The organism is Actinospica durhamensis (genome assembly GCF_018139695.1).
GTDB classification, from domain to species: Bacteria; Actinomycetota; Actinomycetes; order Streptomycetales; family Catenulisporaceae; genus Actinospica; species Actinospica durhamensis.
Window position 1 is genome coordinate 1 of the sequence record NZ_JAGSOG010000016.1, and the last position, 14,357, is coordinate 14,357.

Genomic DNA, 14,357 nt, shown 5'->3' on the forward strand with positions numbered 1-14,357 from the left:
GGTGGCGCTGCGGCTGGCCGGGGGCGAGCCGGGGCTGCGGTATGCGAACCTGGCGGTGCGGGGCAAGCTGATCGGGCAGATCAGGGCCGACCAGCTGGCTCCGGCGGCGGCGATGCGGGCGGATCTGACCAGTTTGGCCGGGGGGCTCAACGACATCATGCGTCCGGGGTGCGACGTGGAGGCGGTGTGCGCGCACATCGCGCACTGCGCCTCGGTACTGGCCGGGGCGAGCGGGCGGCTGGTGCTGTTCCACCCCATCGACTTCCGCCGCCGGATGCCCTCGTCCGCGCGGCTGTGGCCGAAGGTGGAGCGGCTGATCGAGACGGCGGATCAGCTCGCTGAGAAGCACGGTGCGGCGCTGGTGCGGCTGGACGAAGAGCGGGTGTTCGACGACGCGCGGCTGTGGGCGGCCGACCGGATCCACCTGACCGGCGAGGGGCACCGGCGGGTGGCCGAGGCCGTGCTCGAGGCGCTGGGATACGAGCCCTCATTCGACTGGCGCGCACCGCTGCCGGCCCCGCTTTCGTCTTCGCCGCTGGCCCGCCGGGCGGCGAAGACGTGGTCCGATATACGTTGGCTGGTCGGCTTCCTGGCGCCGTGGATCAAGCGGCGGCTGACCGGGAAGTCCTCCGGGGACGGGATGACGCCGAAGCGGCCGGAGCTGGCGCCGGTCGACTGAGTGCGGCGGCACCACAGCGCCACAGCACTACGGGGCTACCGACAGGGCTCGTCGGCCGAGGGGGTCGACGAGCCCTGCTGCCGCACCGCGATCCGCTGCGGCGCACCGCGATCCGCGGCTCAGCGGCCGGCCAGGGCCCTGATACGACGTACCTGGGCGGCGCGCTCGGCGGCGCGCTGGGAGTCGTAGTCGCGCTCCACCGCGCCCTGCACCAGGGCCTTGGTCTCGATCAGCGCGTCGCGGTCGGCGGCGAGCAGTTCGCGGACGAACACCTCGGCGTCGATGGCCAGGTCGGCGGTGCGGCAGACGCGGTTGACCAGGCCGAGTCGCTCGGCCTCGGCCGCGTCCACCCAGCGGCCGGTGGCGCAGATCTCCAGCGCGCGGGCCGGGCCGACCAGGTCCACCAGCGGCTTGGAGCCGCCGAGGTCGGGCACCAGGCCGAGGGTGATCTCACGCATCGCGAACCGCGCGTCCTCGGCCGCCAGCCGCAGGTCGCAGGCCAGCGCGAGCTGGAATCCGGCGCCGACCGCGTGCCCCTGCACCGCCGCGACGGTGATCAGGTCGGGGTTGCGCCACCAGGTGAAGGCCTCCTGGAAGGCCTCGATGGTCATCTCGGCGTCGGCCTGCCCGGCGTGGGCCAGGTCGAGCAGCGTCTTGGCGCCGCCCTCGCCGCCGATCAGCACGGAGCGGTCGAGCCCGGCGCTGAAGGAGGGGCCCTCGGCCCGCAGCAGCACCGCGCGCACGCTGCCGGGCAGCGCGCGGCCGACCTCGGCCAGGTGCCACCAGGTGCTCGGGGTCATCGCGTTGCGCTTGTCCACCCGGTCCAGCACGACCGTGGCCAGTTCCCCGTCGATGTGCAGCCGCACCCCGGCCTTGGCCGCCGCGGCCGCCTTGGCCTCAGGCCACGCCTGCTCGCCCGCATCCGTCGCAGAGTTCGAACTGGTCATGGCTGCGCCCCTACTCGTTCCGATCCCACCGGCGCCTGCCGGCCGGTGTCACGGACTTTACCGCACGGTAGTGAAGGGTCCGCGGAGCAGGGAGTCCGTCCGGGCCCACCGCCCGGCCGGACTCCCGCCACCCGCCCGGCGGCCCCGGACGCGACCCCGTCCTCGCGGGTGCCGCGGCCGGGGCCGCCGATCACTTTCGTCCTTCGTACTGCTCGCAGTGTTACCTCGCGGCCACCGACGACCGTGGTTCGGACGGCCGTGATACCGTGGTCCGGCCAGGCACGTTCCGATTAAGCGGTACGCGCCTTGCCGCGGGTGGCGCCACCGCGCCCGCGGAGCGTGACACCGGACTCGCTCAGCATCCGGTGTACGAACCCGTACGAACGCCCGGTCTCCTGGGCGAGGGCGCGGATCGATTCTCCGGCCTCGTACTTGGTCTTCAGATCGCTCGCGAGCTGCTCTCTCGCGGTGCCGGTGACCCGGCTGCCCTTCTTCAGGGTCTCGGCCACTTGCGCCTCCTAGAGGGGGTGTGGGGTAACTCCCACCTTGCACAGGGAATGTGCGCTCTGGCCTCCCATGATCACCCCTCGGGGCCGAGTTGACCACTGCTTCGTCGGAGAAACTCAAGCGGTATTCCCGGGTCCCCTGTCTGATTCGTGCCGGAAAATCACGGCATGTCAGGATAAAACTTCCGCTCCGTTATCAGACTGTAACGGAGGGCAATCGACGTTCTGTCGGATACCGGGCACCGGCGCCCGTTCTCAGGCCAGTGCTACAAGGTCCCGGTAGCCCTCGTTCCACAGGTCCTCGACCCCGTCCGGCAGAAGGATCAGCCGTTCCGGGTTGAGCGCGTCCACGGCGCCCTCGTCGTGTGTGACGAGCACCACCGCACCCTCATAGCTACTCAACGCGCCGAGGATCTCCGCGCGGCTGGCCGGATCCAGGTTGTTCGTGGGCTCGTCGAGCAGCAGCACGTTCGCGCTGGAGACCACCAGCGTGGCCAGTGCGAGCCGGGTCTTCTCACCGCCGGAGAGCACGGCGACGGGCTTGTCCACGTCGTCGCCGGAGAACAGGAAGGAGCCGAGGGTCTTGCGCACCTCGACCAGGTCGAGGTCCGGGGCCGCGGTGCGCATGTTCTCCAGCACCGTGCGCTGCGGATCGAGCGTCTCGTGCTCCTGCGCGTAGTAGCCGAGCTTGAGCCCGTGGCCCGGCTCGACCGCGCCGGTGTCGGGCTTCTCGACGCCGCCGAGCAGGCGCAGCAGTGTGGTCTTGCCGGCGCCGTTGAGGCCGAGGATGACGACCCTGGATCCGCGGTCCACGGCCAGATCCACGTCGGTGAAGATCTCCAGCGAGCCGTAGGACTTGGACAGGCCGCTGGCCATCAGCGGGGTCTTGCCGCAGGGCGCGGGCTTGGGGAAGCGCAGCTTGGCCACCTTGTCCGAGGCGCGATGGGCCTCGAGGCCACTCAGCAGCTTCTCCGCCCGGCGGGCCATGTTCTGCGCGGCCACGGTCTTGGTGGCCTTGGCCCGCATCTTGTCCGCCTGGCTGAAGAGCGCGTCGGCCTTCTTCTCCGCGTTGGCCCGCTCGCGCTTGCGCCGCCGCTCGTCCGCCTCGCGCTGCTCCAGGTAGGCCTTCCAGCCGACGTTGTAGACGTCGATGACGCTGCGGTTGGCGTCGAGGTGGAAGACCTTGTTGACGCAGGACTCGACCAGGTGCACATCGTGCGAGATGACGATGAACCCGCCCTTGTAGTTCTTCAGGTAGTCGCGCAGCCACACGATCGAGTCGGCGTCGAGGTGGTTGGTGGGCTCGTCGAGCAGCAGCACCTCGTTGTCCCCGAACAGGATCCGGGCCAGCTCGATCCGGCGCCGCTGTCCGCCGGAGAGGGTGCCGATCGGCTGGTCGAGCACGCGGTCGGGCAGGCCGAGGCTGGCCGCGATCACGGCGGCCTCGGACTCGGCCGCGTAGCCGCCGGCCGCGAGGAACGCGGTCTCGGCGTTGGCGTAGCGGCGCATCGCCCGGTCGTGCTCGGCCGGGTCCGTGCTGCCCATGTTCTTCTCCGCGGCGCGCATCCGGCGCACGGCCTCGTCCAGGCCGCGGGCCGCCAGGACGCGGTCGCGCGCAATCACGTCGAGGTCGCCGGTGCGCGGGTCCTGCGGCAGGTAGCCGACCGGGCCCGACTTCGAGACCGAGCCCGAGGCCGGCTGCCCCTCGCCGGCCAGGATCTTGGTGAGCGTGGTCTTCCCGGCGCCGTTGCGCCCGACCAGACCGATCCGGTCGCCCGGGCCGACGCGGAAGGAGGCGTCCTCCAGCAGCACGCGGGCGCCGACGCGAACTTCGAGATGGGAAGCGGTGATCACCTCCCCATGGTACGGGACCGGGGCCCCGGGCTCCGACGGCATTTCGCCCGCCGGGATCCGCCGGCCCGGGCGGGGCCGGGCGCCGCGGAGCGCCGGACCGGCGCGCGAAGGCGCCCGAAGGGCGTGCGGAAGGGCACCCCGCGCGCCGTTCGGGCCCGTATCCAAGCGGAGAGGGGGCTACTAAAATCCTGATTCGAAGACCCTCAGGAGGGCAGCGCCATGACCGTCGCTCTACCTTCGATCGATCCCCCTTTCTCCGCGCGCCTGCATCCGCTCACCTCCGTCGCCTCGGCCGCCACCGCGAAATGGGCCGCGGAGTGGGGGCTGACCGAGCGCCCCGAACTCGCGCTGCGGCTGCGCGAGACCGATCCGGCCCGGCTGGCCGGCCGGGTCTGCCCCAGCGCCAGTCTCGAGGGCCTGACGCTCAACTCGGACTGGCAGGCCTGGCTGTTCCTGTTCGACGACGCGTACTGCGACGAGTCGGAGATAGGCTCCGACCCGGCCGCCACCACCGAGGTCACCATCTGGATGCTCGGCGCGCTCGAGGCCGGCGAGGCCGGACCGCACGACGTGTTCGCCGGTGCGCTGGCCGACCTGTGCGCGCGGCTGGACGCGATGGCCTCCCCGGTGCAGCGCACGCGCTTCCGGCAGGAGGTGACCGCGTACCTCTACTCCCTGGTGTGGGAGGCGGCCCGGCGGCGGCAGCGGATGCCGGCCCAGCTGGCCGAGTACATCAGGATGCGCCGACACTGCAGCGCGGTGCCGACCTGCCTGGCGCTGATCGACGTGGTCAACGGCTTCTCGCTGAGCCAGGAGCTGTGGTGCTCCCCGGCCGTGCGCGCCGCGGCCGACGCGGCCACCGACATCACCTGCTGGACCAACGACGTGCTGTCCCTGGCCAAGGAGGAGACGCGCTCGATCGAGCTGCTCAGCCTGCCCGCGGTGCTCAGCCGCCGGCAGGGGCTGAACCAGGCCGAGGCGCTGCGGGCGTGCACCGCCATGATCGACGCGCGCATCCGCGACTATCTCGAGGCCCAGCAGCCGCTGCTGGCCTCCGGCGACCCGGTGCTGGCCCGCTTCTGCGCGGACCTGCGGCACTGGATCGCCGGGAACCTGGCCTGGTCGCGCGAGACCGGGCGCTACCGGGTCACGGCCCGCTGATCCGGGTCACCCGCAGCGGCACCGTGTCCGGGTGCAGGGTCGTACGCGCGACCGGGCGCACCACGGTCCCGGGTACCGGTTCTATCCGGTACCCGGCCAGGATCGCGCACAGCGTGCAGAAGATCTCCGCCATGCCGTACGACTCGCCCAGGCACACCCGCGGCCCGCTGCCGAAGGGCAGGTAGTACGGGCCGGCCGCAGCCATGTCCATGCTCTTCCACCGGTCCGGGTCGAACGCGTCCGGGTCGGGGAACGCGCCGGGGTCGCGCTGCAGGGCGTAGAAGTTCACCAACACCTGGCTGCCGGCCGGTATCCGGGTCGCGCCGAGCCTCGTCTCCTGCACCGCGCGCCGTCCGACGAGCCAGCCCGGAGGATAGAGCCGGAGCACCTCCTTCACCACGCGCTCGGCGAGCTCGAGGCCCCGCAGGTCGGCCGGCTCGAGCCGCTTCCCGCCCGTCACCTCGGCGATCTCGAGGCGAAGCCGTTGCTGCAGCTCGGAATCGCGCGCCAGCACGTGCAGGCACCAGGCCAGCACCCCGGCGGTGGTCTCGGTCCCGGCCAACAGCAGGGTCATGATCTCGTCGTGCGCCTGCGCGTCGGTCATGCCCGCGCCCTCCTCGTCCACCGCGGCCAGCAGGGCGGCCAGCAACCCGGCGGAACCCGGCGATCCCTGCCGCGCGGCCCTGGCCCGCTCCCGGGCGACCATGTCGTCGGCCACCGCGTGCACCCGCCGCAGCGAGTGGTCGAAGCGCCGGTTGCCCGGCGTGGGCACCAGGTCGAGGGCGCGGATCGGCAGCAGGGCCCTGCGGCCGATGCCGGAGAGCAGGCCGGGCAGCGCGCGCATCACCTCGTCCGCGGCGAACTCGGAGCCGGACATGGAGCGGGTGATCAGGCGCATGGACAGCACGCGCATGTCCACCGCGGCGTCCACCGTGCGCGCACCGTCCGGCGCCGCATGCCCGCGCGGCGCCGAGGCCGGATCCCACTGGGCGCCGAGGAAGTGCTCGATCTGCGGCGTCATGTCCACCGCGTGCCCGCGCGAGGCGGTGCGGTCGAAGGCGGGGCGCAGCATGCGCTTGTTGCGCCGGTGCTTGGCCCCGCGCGAGGTGCCGACGCCGTCGCCGATCAGCCGCCGCAGCACGTCGAACTGGAAACCCTTGTCGTAGCCGGCCGCGTCGGTCACCAGCACCTGGTGGACCAGGTCGGGCCCGGTGACCACGTAGGCCGCCGCCGGGCCGAGGCGCACCCGGGTGAGCGGGGCCGCCCGCCCCGCCCGGACGAGCAGGGCCAGGGGGTCGCGCAGCAGCGCGGGCGCGTGTCCGAGCAGCGGCCATGCGCCCGGCAGGAGCGGTGCGGGAACGTCGACCTGCTCCTCCGGGGCGCCGCACTCGGCCGCGGAGAGCGTGGTGTGATCCGTCATCAGTTCTGGACGGTAGCGCGTCAGCCACGCTGCGCAAGGCGCTTCGGAAGCACGGCGAGCGGCTCCGTACGCCGCCCGATTTTCCACGGCCGCACCACATTTCTTCCCTAAAAACACCACCAGAGGGCGACGATACGACTACCGTATGGGTGTCGGCGGAAGGAATGGAGGCGTTCATGTCGCCATCCGTGCGTGTCTCCGGCGAGGCCGGGGCGCTCGCACCGCTCCCGGACGGAAGGCTGTGGCCGATGAGGAGTGAGGACAGGAACGGCGGCTGGGACGAGTTCGGTTTCACCCCCAGCGGTTTCGACGCGGACGCGGGCTTCTACAACTGGCTGCTGCCGACCAACGAAGTCATCTGCGACGATCGGACCTACCAGCTGCACGGGCTGATGCCGGACGCGGGCCTGCGGTTCGAGGCGTTCCTCGGACAGGTGCCGCCCGAGGACCTGCCGGACCTGCTCGAGGTGCTCGAGCCGCTGCTGGCGCGAGTGGGCGATTTCGCCATCGAGTACCGGATCAAGCGGCCGGACGGGCGGATGAGCACGCTCGAGACCCGCGGCCGGGTGGTGGCCGGGCCCGGCGGCACGCCGGAACGGGCCATGGGCATCATCATCGACGTCACCGAGCGGCGCGAGGCCGAGCTCGAGACGCTGCGCCGGGCCGCCGTGGCCGCCCGGATGCAGGAGCTGACGGCGGGTCTGGCCGCCGCCGGCACCCTCGGCGAGGTGCGCGACGCGGTCACCTCCTCGCTGCGCGCCCTCGGCGCCAGCGGGGTGCTGGTGGCCGACGCCGGGCAGTCCCCCGAGGTGCTGCTCGAGTGCGGGGACCTGGGCATGGCGGCCGGGCGGGTGCGGATCGGCACGGACGGCCCGGTGCGCACGGCCGCGGTGACCGGCGATCCGCTGTTCTTCCCGGAGACCTCGGAGCTGCGCCGGCGCTTCCCGCAGTCGGTGGAGGCGATGAAGGAGACCGGCGCGGTCGCGGTGGCGGTGATACCGATCGGCGGCGTGCCCCGGATGAGCGGGGTGTGCATGATCGGCTTCGACGGCCCGCGCGCTTTCGACGCGGCCGAGCGCGCCTTCCTGGTGCTCGCCGCGAGCGCGATCGGCCAGGCCGTGCACCGGGCCAGGATCCACGACGTGGAGTTCAACCTGGCCATGGCGCTGCAGGGCGGCATGCTCCCGCGCACCCTGCGGATCGGCACCGGCGTGGAGATCGCCCGGCGCTACGAGGCGGCCACCACCGGCATACAGGTCGGCGGCGACTGGTTCGACTCGGTGCAGCGCGCGGACGGCTCCACGCTGCTGATCATCGGCGACGTGGAGGGCCACAACGTGCAGGCCGCGGGCATGATGTACCGCGTGCGCACCACGCTGCTGGCGTACGCCAACCGCACCGCCGACGTGGCCGAGCTGCTCGCCCAGACCAACGCGTTCGTGTGCGAGGTCAACGAGGAGGCCGACAACCCGCTGTTCGCCACCTGCCTGCTCGCGCTGATCGACCCGGTCGCGCGCACCGTCACGTTCAGCCGGGCCGGGCACATCCCGCCGCTGCTCGCGCTGCCGGGCAAGCCCAGCGAGGTGCACCACCACGAGGTGGGCGTGCCGCTCGGCGTGGAGGACGAGTCGGCCTACCCGGTGTGGCAGCAGGCTTACACCCCCGGCACGGTACTGCTGCTGTGCACCGACGGGCTGCTCGAGTCGCTCGACAACGACCTGGACCGGGGCCTGATCCGGTGCCGCGGCGTGCTGGACGGGCAGCGGGACGAGAAGCTGGAGACGGTCGCCGACGACATCCTCTCCGCCAACCGTCCGCAGGGCCCGTGGAAGGACGACGTCGCGCTGCTGCTGGCCCGGCTGACCTGACCCGGCTGCCCGAGCCCGGCTAGAATATTCGAGGTCGGATATTCGTCGAGCAGAACAGCGGGGACGGGTGATGGCGAACACGCTCGAGGGCACCGTGGCGCTGGTGACCGGCGCCTCCAGCGGCATCGGCCGGGCCAGCGCGCTCGCGCTGGCCGCCGAGGGCGCGCGGGTGGCCGTGGTGGCGCGGCGCAAGGACCGGCTCGAGGAGCTGGTGGCCGCGATCGAGGCGGCGGGCGGCGAGGCGCTGGCGATCGAGGCCGACCTCGGCGTGGAGCAGGACGCCGTGGGCGCGGTCGCGCGCACCGTCGAGCACTTCGGCCGGCTGGACACCGTGCTCAACAACGCGGGCCTGATGCTGCTCGGCCCGACCGCCACCGCGAGCACCGCGGACTGGCGCCGGATGGTCGACGTCAATGTCATGGGTCTGCTCTACTGCGCCCACGCCGCGCTCCCGCACCTGCTGGCGGCGGCCGAGGACGGTGCGCGCCGGGTGGCCGACCTGGTCAACGTGAGCTCCATCGGCGGGCGCACGACCCGGCCGGGCAGCCAGGTTTACAACGCCACCAAGTGGGGCGTGGTGGGCCTGAGCGAGTCGATGCGCCAGGAGCTCGCGGGCCGGCACGTGCGCGTGTCCGTGGTCGAACCCGGTGCCGTGCGCACCGAACTGGCCGAGGCCAACCGGCCCGAGATCCGCGCGCAGATCCTCGGCCGGCAGGAGGGCGTCGAGGTGCTCGACCCCCAGGACGTCGCGGAGGCGATCGTCTTCCTGGTCACCCGCCCCCGCCATGTGAACATCAACGAGATCATGGTCCGGCCGACGGAGATCGCATAGCCGCAGCGGCAGCCGCCCTGGGAGCGGCCGCAGGAGCAGGAGGAGTCATGGCCAAGCGCTTCACCGAGATCACCCCGAGGATCCGCGCCTTCATCGCCAAGCAGCCGATGTTCTTCGTGGCCACCGCGCCCGTGGGCGAGGGCCGGGTGAACGTCTCGCCCAAGGGATACAAGGACACCTTCGAGGTCCTGGACGAGCACACCTTCGCCTACCTGGAGCTGTTCGGCAGCGGCATCGAGACCAAGGCCCATCTCGCCGTGGATCCGCGGATCACGATCATGTTCTGCTCCTTCGACCGCGAGTCCAACATCGTCCGGCTCTACGGCAGGGGCCGCCACCTGCGCCCGGACGACCCGGAGTTCGACGGCTTCGCCGAGCACTTCAACCTGGCCCACCCCAGCCCGCGCGGGATCGTGGTGGTGGACGTGGAGAGCACCCAGACCTCGTGCGGCTACTCGGTGCCCTATATGGAGCTGCGCGACGAGCGGCCGGTGCTCGACACACTGCACGGACGCCGCACGGATCAGGAGTGGGCGCAGCGGGTGGCCGAGGTCAACAACCGGAGCATCGACGGCCTGCCCGGCCTCGAACCGGACCACCCGCTGCCGACCACGGTGCGCAGGCTGCCTGCGGCCTGACCGTGTCGGCGGCGCGCCGCGGGCAGTGCGGGCGGGGTCGCGGCTCAGCACGCGCAGGCGGTGCCGTCCGCCGGGGCGGTGAGCGGGTCCGCCACGGGCTCGCGCCGACCCCAGGCCGTGTCGTACGCGAAGCCCTCGCGCACCCAGTACTCGAAGCCGCCGATCATCTCCTTGACCGGGTAGCCGAGCTTGGCGAACTCCAGGGCCGCGCGGGTGCCGCCGTTGCAGCCGGGCCCCCAGCAGTAGGTGACCACCGGTGTTCCGGCCGGGATCAGCGCGGCGGCCTCGGCGGCGATCCGGCGGGTGGGCAGGTGCACCGCGCCGGGGACGCGGCCCTGGTCCCAGGCCTGCTCGGACCGGCTGTCCACCAGCACGAAGCCGGGGGCCGCGGACGCGAACGCGGCGTGCACGTCCGAGACGTCGGTCTCGAAGGCCAGCTTGGCCGAGAAGTGCTCGATCGCCGTGCTCGGCTGCGGGGTCCCGGCCGCCGCGGTCATCGGGGTCGGCTGCGTCGTCTGCGTCGGCTGCGTCGTCTGCGTCATGGCACGAGCATGCCGGGGCGGGCCCGCCCGCCGACAGTGGCGAGAACGCCACGGTTCGCTAAGATCACGCCATGCTGCTGCTCGATCCGCCGCGCCGCCGCGAGGAGGCGCGACCGACCGTCGCGGTCTACCTCTTCGACGGGATATCCGTGTTCGAAGTCGGCTGCGCCACCGAGGTCTTCGCGCTGCCGCGGCCGGAGCTCGACGTGCCCTGGTACGAGTTCAAGGCCTGCGCCGAGACGCCCGGGCCGATGCGCGCGATGGGCGGGATCGGCCTGACCGCGGAGCACGGCATGGACGCGTTCGCGGCCGCCGACACCGTGATGGTCACCGCGGTGCCGAACGTGCGCGGGGAGGTCTCGCCCAAGCTGGTCGAGGCTCTGCGCGCGGCGTATGACCGGGGTGCGCGGGTGGTGTCCATCTGCTCCGGGGCGTTCGCGCTGGCCGAGGCCGGGCTGCTGGACGGGCGCCGCGCCACCACGCACTGGCGGTACGCGGAGCTGTTCGCGGCGCGCTACCCGAAGGTGCGGGTGGACCCGGACGTGCTCTACGTCGACGAGGGGCAGGTGCTCACCAGCGCCGGGAGCGCGGCGGGGCTGGATCTGTGTCTGCACCTGGTCCGCCGGGACCACGGTTCGGCCGTCGCCAACACCGTGGCGCGCCGGCTGGTGCTGCCGCCGCACCGGGAGGGCGGGCAGGCGCAGTTCATCGAGGCGGCGGTGCGTCCGGTGCCGCAGGACGACGGCGTGGCCCGCTCGCTGGACTGGGCCCTCGACCATCTCGCGGACCCGATCTCCGTGTCGCAGATGGCTGCGATCGCGCGGATGTCCACCCGCAGCTACATGCGCCACTTCGCCCGCACCACCGGCACCTCGCCGCTGCGTTGGCTGGTCAACCAGCGCCTGGCCGCGGCCCGGGCCATGCTCGAGACCGGCGACGGGTCGATCGAGCAGGTCGGCGCCGCCGTGGGCTTCGCCGACCCGGCCACCTTCCGCCACCACTTCACCCGCGCCGTCGGCACCGCGCCCTCGGCCTACCGCCGCACCTTCCGCGGATAGGTCGCGTCGTCAGACCTCGGCCGCGCCGCCGGTGCGCAGTCGGTAGTAGCAGTGGTCAGGGCCCTGCTTCACCAGCCGGCCGCCGCACTTCTCGATCACCCGGCGCGAGCCGTGGTTGTCCGGGTCCGTGGTCAGCAGCGCGTCGTCGATCCCGACCGCGTAGGCCAGCGGCAGCACGGCGCGCAGCAGGGCGGTCGCGTGGCCCTTGCCCTGGGCGCCGGGCCGGATCGCGTAGCCGATGTGGCCGCCCATGACCTCGAGCCGCTCGTTGAGCCGGTGCCGGACCGCTATCCGGCCCAGGAATTCCTCGCCCTCGATCCAGAACAGGGTCGACTCCGGCACGGACCGCTCCGCACTGGCGACGCGCCGCAGGTCCAGATCCCGGACATACGCGGCGAATCCCTCCTGACCGCGCACCGCCTCGTAGTCGACGTGGGCGGCCCAGTCGGAGAGTGGACCGGCCGCGCGGAACTCCTCGATCGCGGAAAGGAAGGAGGCGTGGAAACGGGGGTGCGGCGGGATCAGTTGCGGCATACCGGGATCCTCGCAGCCCGGCTCGGTGTGATCAACATATCCGCACGGGCGCACCATACGTCGGCACCCGGCACGCGGGTAACGGTTACACACCAGCACACGACACGTGTCGGTTACATGCGCACCCGTTGAAGTCGCGGTGTCGGCGGCCCGGGATACGCTGCCCGTTATGACCGACGTGACCGCCTCTGGCACTCGTATCCCGTCAGCCCGGCCCGCGCCGAGCGCGGAGTCGGGGCCACGGGCGCCACGGCGGATCCCGGTGCCCCGGCTGCCCGTCGCCGCCGCGCTGTACGCGGTCTCGATGCTGGTGCTGTTCCTGACACCGATGGGGCACCACTGGAATTTCGTGGACATCTTCGTCTACCGCCAGGGCGGCCTGGCGGTGGTGCACGGCCAGGGGCTCTACGTCGCGTCGTTCAACCACGGCCAGCTGCCCTTCACCTATCCCCCGGCCGCCGCGCTGCTGTTCACCGGGCTCGGCCTGCTGTCGAACTATCTCGCGCAGATCCTCGCGACCGTGTGCAGCCTCTGCCTGCTCCCGCTGGCGCTGCGTTTCGCCCTGCGGCTGACGCCGTTCTGCCAGTGGTTCGACGCCGGCGAGGCGACGCGGCTCGCGCTGGCCTGCGCGGCCGGAGCGCTGTGGTTCGAGCCGGTGTGGACGACGCTGCGCTACGGCCAGATCAACGTGCTGATCGCGGCGCTGATCCTGTTCGACCTCGGCCGGGCTGAGGGGCGCCGGACCAAGGGCATGGGCATCGGCATCGCGGCCGGGCTGAAGGTGACGCCGCTCATCTTCGTGGTCTACCTCGCCGCCACCGGCCGGCTGCGCTCGGCCGCGACCGCCCTGGCCACGCTGGCCGGCACGATCGCGCTGTCCTTCGCCGTGGTGCCGCACGACGCGTGGACGTACTGGGTGCACGACGTGCTCGACTCGGGCCGGCCCGGCAAGGTGGAGAACGCGGCGGACCAGAACCTGCGCGGCGCGCTCTCCCGGATCCTGCACACCGAGCAGGTCGAGGGCGTCTGGATCGTGGCCGCCCTGGTCACGGCGGCGGTCGGGCTCACGCTCGCGGTGCGGGCCTGGCGGCGTGGGAACGACGAGGCGGGCGGATACGCCCTGTGCTCGCTGACCGGCCTGCTCGTCTCGCCGATCTCGTGGACGCACCACTGGGTCGAGGCGGTGCCGGCGCTGATGCTCGTGCTGCTGCGCGCCTACCGCCACCGCAGGACGGCGGTGCTGGTCGGCGGCGCGCTCGCGGCGGCGCTCGGGGTCTCGCAGATCACCTGGCGGGTGCCGGTGAGCGGATTCGCGGGCACCCTGGAGCTGCACGAGCACGGCGCGGCGTTGCTCGCCTCGAACGCGTACGTCATCGCGGGCGTGATCGCGCTCTGCTGGGCGGCTTATCCGCCCGAGCAGGCGCGACCCGTCCTCGCCCGCGAGTGAATCGGGGCCGGAGAGTGAATCAGACGTTGAAGCCGAGGGCGCGCAGCTGGTCCCGGCCGTCGTCGGTGATCTTGTCCGGGCCCCACGGCGGCATCCAGACCCAGTTCACCCGGAAGTCGCTGACCAGGGAGGAGGTGGCGGTGCGGATCTGGTCCTCGATGACGTCCTGGAGCGGGCAGGCCGCCGAGGTCAGCGTCATGTCGATGATCGCGACGTTGCCCTCGTCCACGGTCAGGCCGTAGATCAGGCCGAGGTCCACGACGTTGATCCCGAGTTCGGGGTCCACGACGTCGCGCAGGGCCTCCTCCACGTCCTCCACCGCGGCGGCCGCGCCCGTCGAACCCTGCTCGGTCGTCTGCTGCTCGCTCACTGCTCTGTCTCCTTCTGCGTGCTGCGCGCCAGCGCCTGCGCGGTGGCGTCCTTCAGGGCCATCCACGAAAGCAGCGCGCACTTGACCCGGGCCGGGAACTTCGAGACGCCGGCGAACGCGACGGCGTCCTCGAGCACGTCCTCGTCGCCCTGCGCCTCGCCCTTGGACTGCATCAGCTCGAGGAACGCCTCGTGCACCGCGAAGGCCTCGGCCACGTTCTTGCCGATCACCAGGTCGGTGAGCACGGAGGCCGAGGCCTGCGAGATCGAACAGCCCTGCGACTCGTACGAGACGTCCTTGATGATCGCCTGCTCGCCCTGGGACTCGTCGTCCAGGTGCACGCGGAGGGTCACCTCGTCGCCGCAGGTCGGGTTGATGTGGTGGACCTCGGCGCCGAACCCGTCGCGCAGGCCCTTGTGGTGCGGGCTGCGGTAGTGGTCCAGGATGATCTCCTGGTACATCGACTCCAGCTTCACGCCCTCATCCTCCTTTCCCTCTTCC

The 14,357-nt window shown here is 72.2% G+C and carries 15 protein-coding genes; 7 read left to right on the top strand and 8 right to left on the bottom strand.

Features of this window, described 5'->3' with window-relative positions:
- Positions 1–679 (top strand): SGNH/GDSL hydrolase family protein (locus KDL01_RS05675; protein WP_212527266.1); only part of this gene is annotated, 679 nt, incomplete at its 5' end.
- A gap of 119 nt (positions 680–798) precedes the next feature.
- Here KDL01_RS05675 and KDL01_RS05680 read toward each other — a convergent pair.
- The 3 genes from KDL01_RS05680 to KDL01_RS05690 all read right to left on the bottom strand — a co-directional run bounded on the left by KDL01_RS05680 (position 799) and on the right by KDL01_RS05690 (position 3,986).
- The gene (locus KDL01_RS05680; RefSeq protein WP_212527267.1) at positions 799–1,626 is read right to left on the bottom strand and encodes an enoyl-CoA hydratase/isomerase family protein; all 828 of its coding nucleotides are present in this window, start codon (positions 1,624–1,626) and stop codon (positions 799–801) included.
- A 290-nt stretch (positions 1,627–1,916) separates the two neighbouring features.
- On the bottom strand, positions 1,917–2,135 hold the full coding sequence (locus KDL01_RS05685; RefSeq protein WP_034269519.1) for a helix-turn-helix domain-containing protein: 219 nt from the start codon (positions 2,133–2,135) through the stop codon (positions 1,917–1,919).
- Positions 2,136–2,387: 252 nt separating this feature from the next.
- Positions 2,388–3,986 carry an ABC-F family ATP-binding cassette domain-containing protein gene (locus KDL01_RS05690; RefSeq protein WP_212527268.1) on the bottom strand — a complete coding sequence of 533 codons (1,599 nt, stop codon included), beginning with the start codon at positions 3,984–3,986 and terminating at the stop codon, positions 2,388–2,390.
- A gap of 219 nt (positions 3,987–4,205) precedes the next feature.
- Between KDL01_RS05690 and KDL01_RS05695 the strand changes: the two genes are divergently transcribed.
- Positions 4,206–5,147: a terpene synthase family protein gene (locus KDL01_RS05695; RefSeq protein ID WP_212527269.1), complete on the top strand. Its 942-nt coding sequence runs from the start codon at positions 4,206–4,208 to the stop codon at positions 5,145–5,147.
- Here the strand turns inward: KDL01_RS05695 and KDL01_RS05700 are convergent.
- Positions 5,134–6,567, bottom strand: coding sequence for a cytochrome P450 (locus KDL01_RS05700; protein WP_212527270.1), 1,434 nt, complete (start codon positions 6,565–6,567; stop codon positions 5,134–5,136). The two genes, KDL01_RS05695 and KDL01_RS05700, sit on opposite strands and share 14 nt — an antisense overlap.
- A 176-nt stretch (positions 6,568–6,743) precedes the next feature.
- On the opposite strand from KDL01_RS05700, the gene KDL01_RS05705 reads away from it, so the two are divergent.
- The 3 genes from KDL01_RS05705 (at position 6,744) to KDL01_RS05715 (ending at position 9,905) form a co-directional block, all read left to right on the top strand.
- Positions 6,744–8,435 carry a SpoIIE family protein phosphatase gene (locus KDL01_RS05705; protein ID WP_212527271.1) on the top strand — a complete coding sequence of 564 codons (1,692 nt, stop codon included), beginning with the start codon at positions 6,744–6,746 and terminating at the stop codon, positions 8,433–8,435.
- A gap of 70 nt (positions 8,436–8,505) precedes the next feature.
- Positions 8,506–9,267 carry an SDR family NAD(P)-dependent oxidoreductase gene (locus tag KDL01_RS05710; protein WP_212527272.1) on the top strand — a complete coding sequence of 254 codons (762 nt, stop codon included), beginning with the start codon at positions 8,506–8,508 and terminating at the stop codon, positions 9,265–9,267.
- A 47-nt stretch (positions 9,268–9,314) separates the two neighbouring features.
- Positions 9,315–9,905, top strand: coding sequence for a pyridoxamine 5'-phosphate oxidase family protein (locus tag KDL01_RS05715; RefSeq protein ID WP_212527273.1), 591 nt, complete (start codon positions 9,315–9,317; stop codon positions 9,903–9,905).
- 44 nt (positions 9,906–9,949) lie between these two features.
- Here the strand turns inward: KDL01_RS05715 and KDL01_RS05720 are convergent, their stop codons facing one another.
- Positions 9,950–10,447 (bottom strand): rhodanese-like domain-containing protein, encoded by a 498-nt coding sequence (locus tag KDL01_RS05720; protein WP_212527274.1) that lies wholly within the window; start codon positions 10,445–10,447, stop codon positions 9,950–9,952.
- Positions 10,448–10,518: 71 nt separating this feature from the next.
- Here KDL01_RS05720 and ftrA point away from each other — a divergent pair, with 71 nt between their 5' ends.
- Positions 10,519–11,505 (top strand): transcriptional regulator FtrA, encoded by a 987-nt coding sequence (ftrA, locus tag KDL01_RS05725; protein ID WP_212527275.1) that lies wholly within the window; start codon positions 10,519–10,521, stop codon positions 11,503–11,505.
- Positions 11,506–11,514: 9 nt separating this feature from the next.
- Here ftrA and KDL01_RS05730 read toward each other — a convergent pair whose 3' ends face one another.
- On the bottom strand, positions 11,515–12,039 hold the full coding sequence (locus KDL01_RS05730; protein WP_212527276.1) for a GNAT family N-acetyltransferase: 525 nt from the start codon (positions 12,037–12,039) through the stop codon (positions 11,515–11,517).
- 169 nt (positions 12,040–12,208) lie between these two features.
- Between KDL01_RS05730 and KDL01_RS05735 the strand changes: the two genes are divergently transcribed.
- Positions 12,209–13,486 (top strand): glycosyltransferase 87 family protein, encoded by a 1,278-nt coding sequence (locus KDL01_RS05735; RefSeq protein ID WP_212527277.1) that lies wholly within the window; start codon positions 12,209–12,211, stop codon positions 13,484–13,486.
- Positions 13,487–13,505: 19 nt separating this feature from the next.
- On the opposite strand, the gene KDL01_RS05740 is transcribed toward KDL01_RS05735, so the two are convergent.
- The gene (locus KDL01_RS05740) at positions 13,506–13,856 is read right to left on the bottom strand and encodes a metal-sulfur cluster assembly factor (RefSeq protein WP_212527278.1); all 351 of its coding nucleotides are present in this window, start codon (positions 13,854–13,856) and stop codon (positions 13,506–13,508) included.
- The gene (sufU, locus tag KDL01_RS05745; RefSeq protein ID WP_212527279.1) at positions 13,853–14,332 is read right to left on the bottom strand and encodes a Fe-S cluster assembly sulfur transfer protein SufU; all 480 of its coding nucleotides are present in this window, start codon (positions 14,330–14,332) and stop codon (positions 13,853–13,855) included. The genes KDL01_RS05740 and sufU overlap by 4 nt, the downstream gene beginning before the upstream one ends.
- Positions 14,333–14,357 lie beyond the last annotated feature (25 nt).

Excerpts from the sequence above, each read along its gene's own strand:
- KDL01_RS05680 (WP_212527267.1), bottom strand. The coding sequence starts at position 1,626 with ATGACCAGTTCGAACTCTGCGACGGATGCGGGCGAGCAGGCGTGGCCT.
- KDL01_RS05695 (WP_212527269.1), top strand. The coding sequence starts at position 4,206 with ATGACCGTCGCTCTACCTTCGATCGATCCCCCTTTCTCCGCGCGCCTG.
- KDL01_RS05700 (WP_212527270.1), bottom strand. The coding sequence starts at position 6,567 with ATGACGGATCACACCACGCTCTCCGCGGCCGAGTGCGGCGCCCCGGAG.
- KDL01_RS05705 (WP_212527271.1), top strand. The coding sequence starts at position 6,744 with ATGTCGCCATCCGTGCGTGTCTCCGGCGAGGCCGGGGCGCTCGCACCG.
- KDL01_RS05710 (WP_212527272.1), top strand. The coding sequence starts at position 8,506 with ATGGCGAACACGCTCGAGGGCACCGTGGCGCTGGTGACCGGCGCCTCC.
- KDL01_RS05715 (WP_212527273.1), top strand. The coding sequence starts at position 9,315 with ATGGCCAAGCGCTTCACCGAGATCACCCCGAGGATCCGCGCCTTCATC.
- KDL01_RS05720 (WP_212527274.1), bottom strand. The coding sequence starts at position 10,447 with ATGACGCAGACGACGCAGCCGACGCAGACGACGCAGCCGACCCCGATG.
- ftrA (WP_212527275.1), top strand. The coding sequence starts at position 10,519 with ATGCTGCTGCTCGATCCGCCGCGCCGCCGCGAGGAGGCGCGACCGACC.
- KDL01_RS05730 (WP_212527276.1), bottom strand. The coding sequence starts at position 12,039 with ATGCCGCAACTGATCCCGCCGCACCCCCGTTTCCACGCCTCCTTCCTT.
- KDL01_RS05735 (WP_212527277.1), top strand. The coding sequence starts at position 12,209 with ATGACCGACGTGACCGCCTCTGGCACTCGTATCCCGTCAGCCCGGCCC.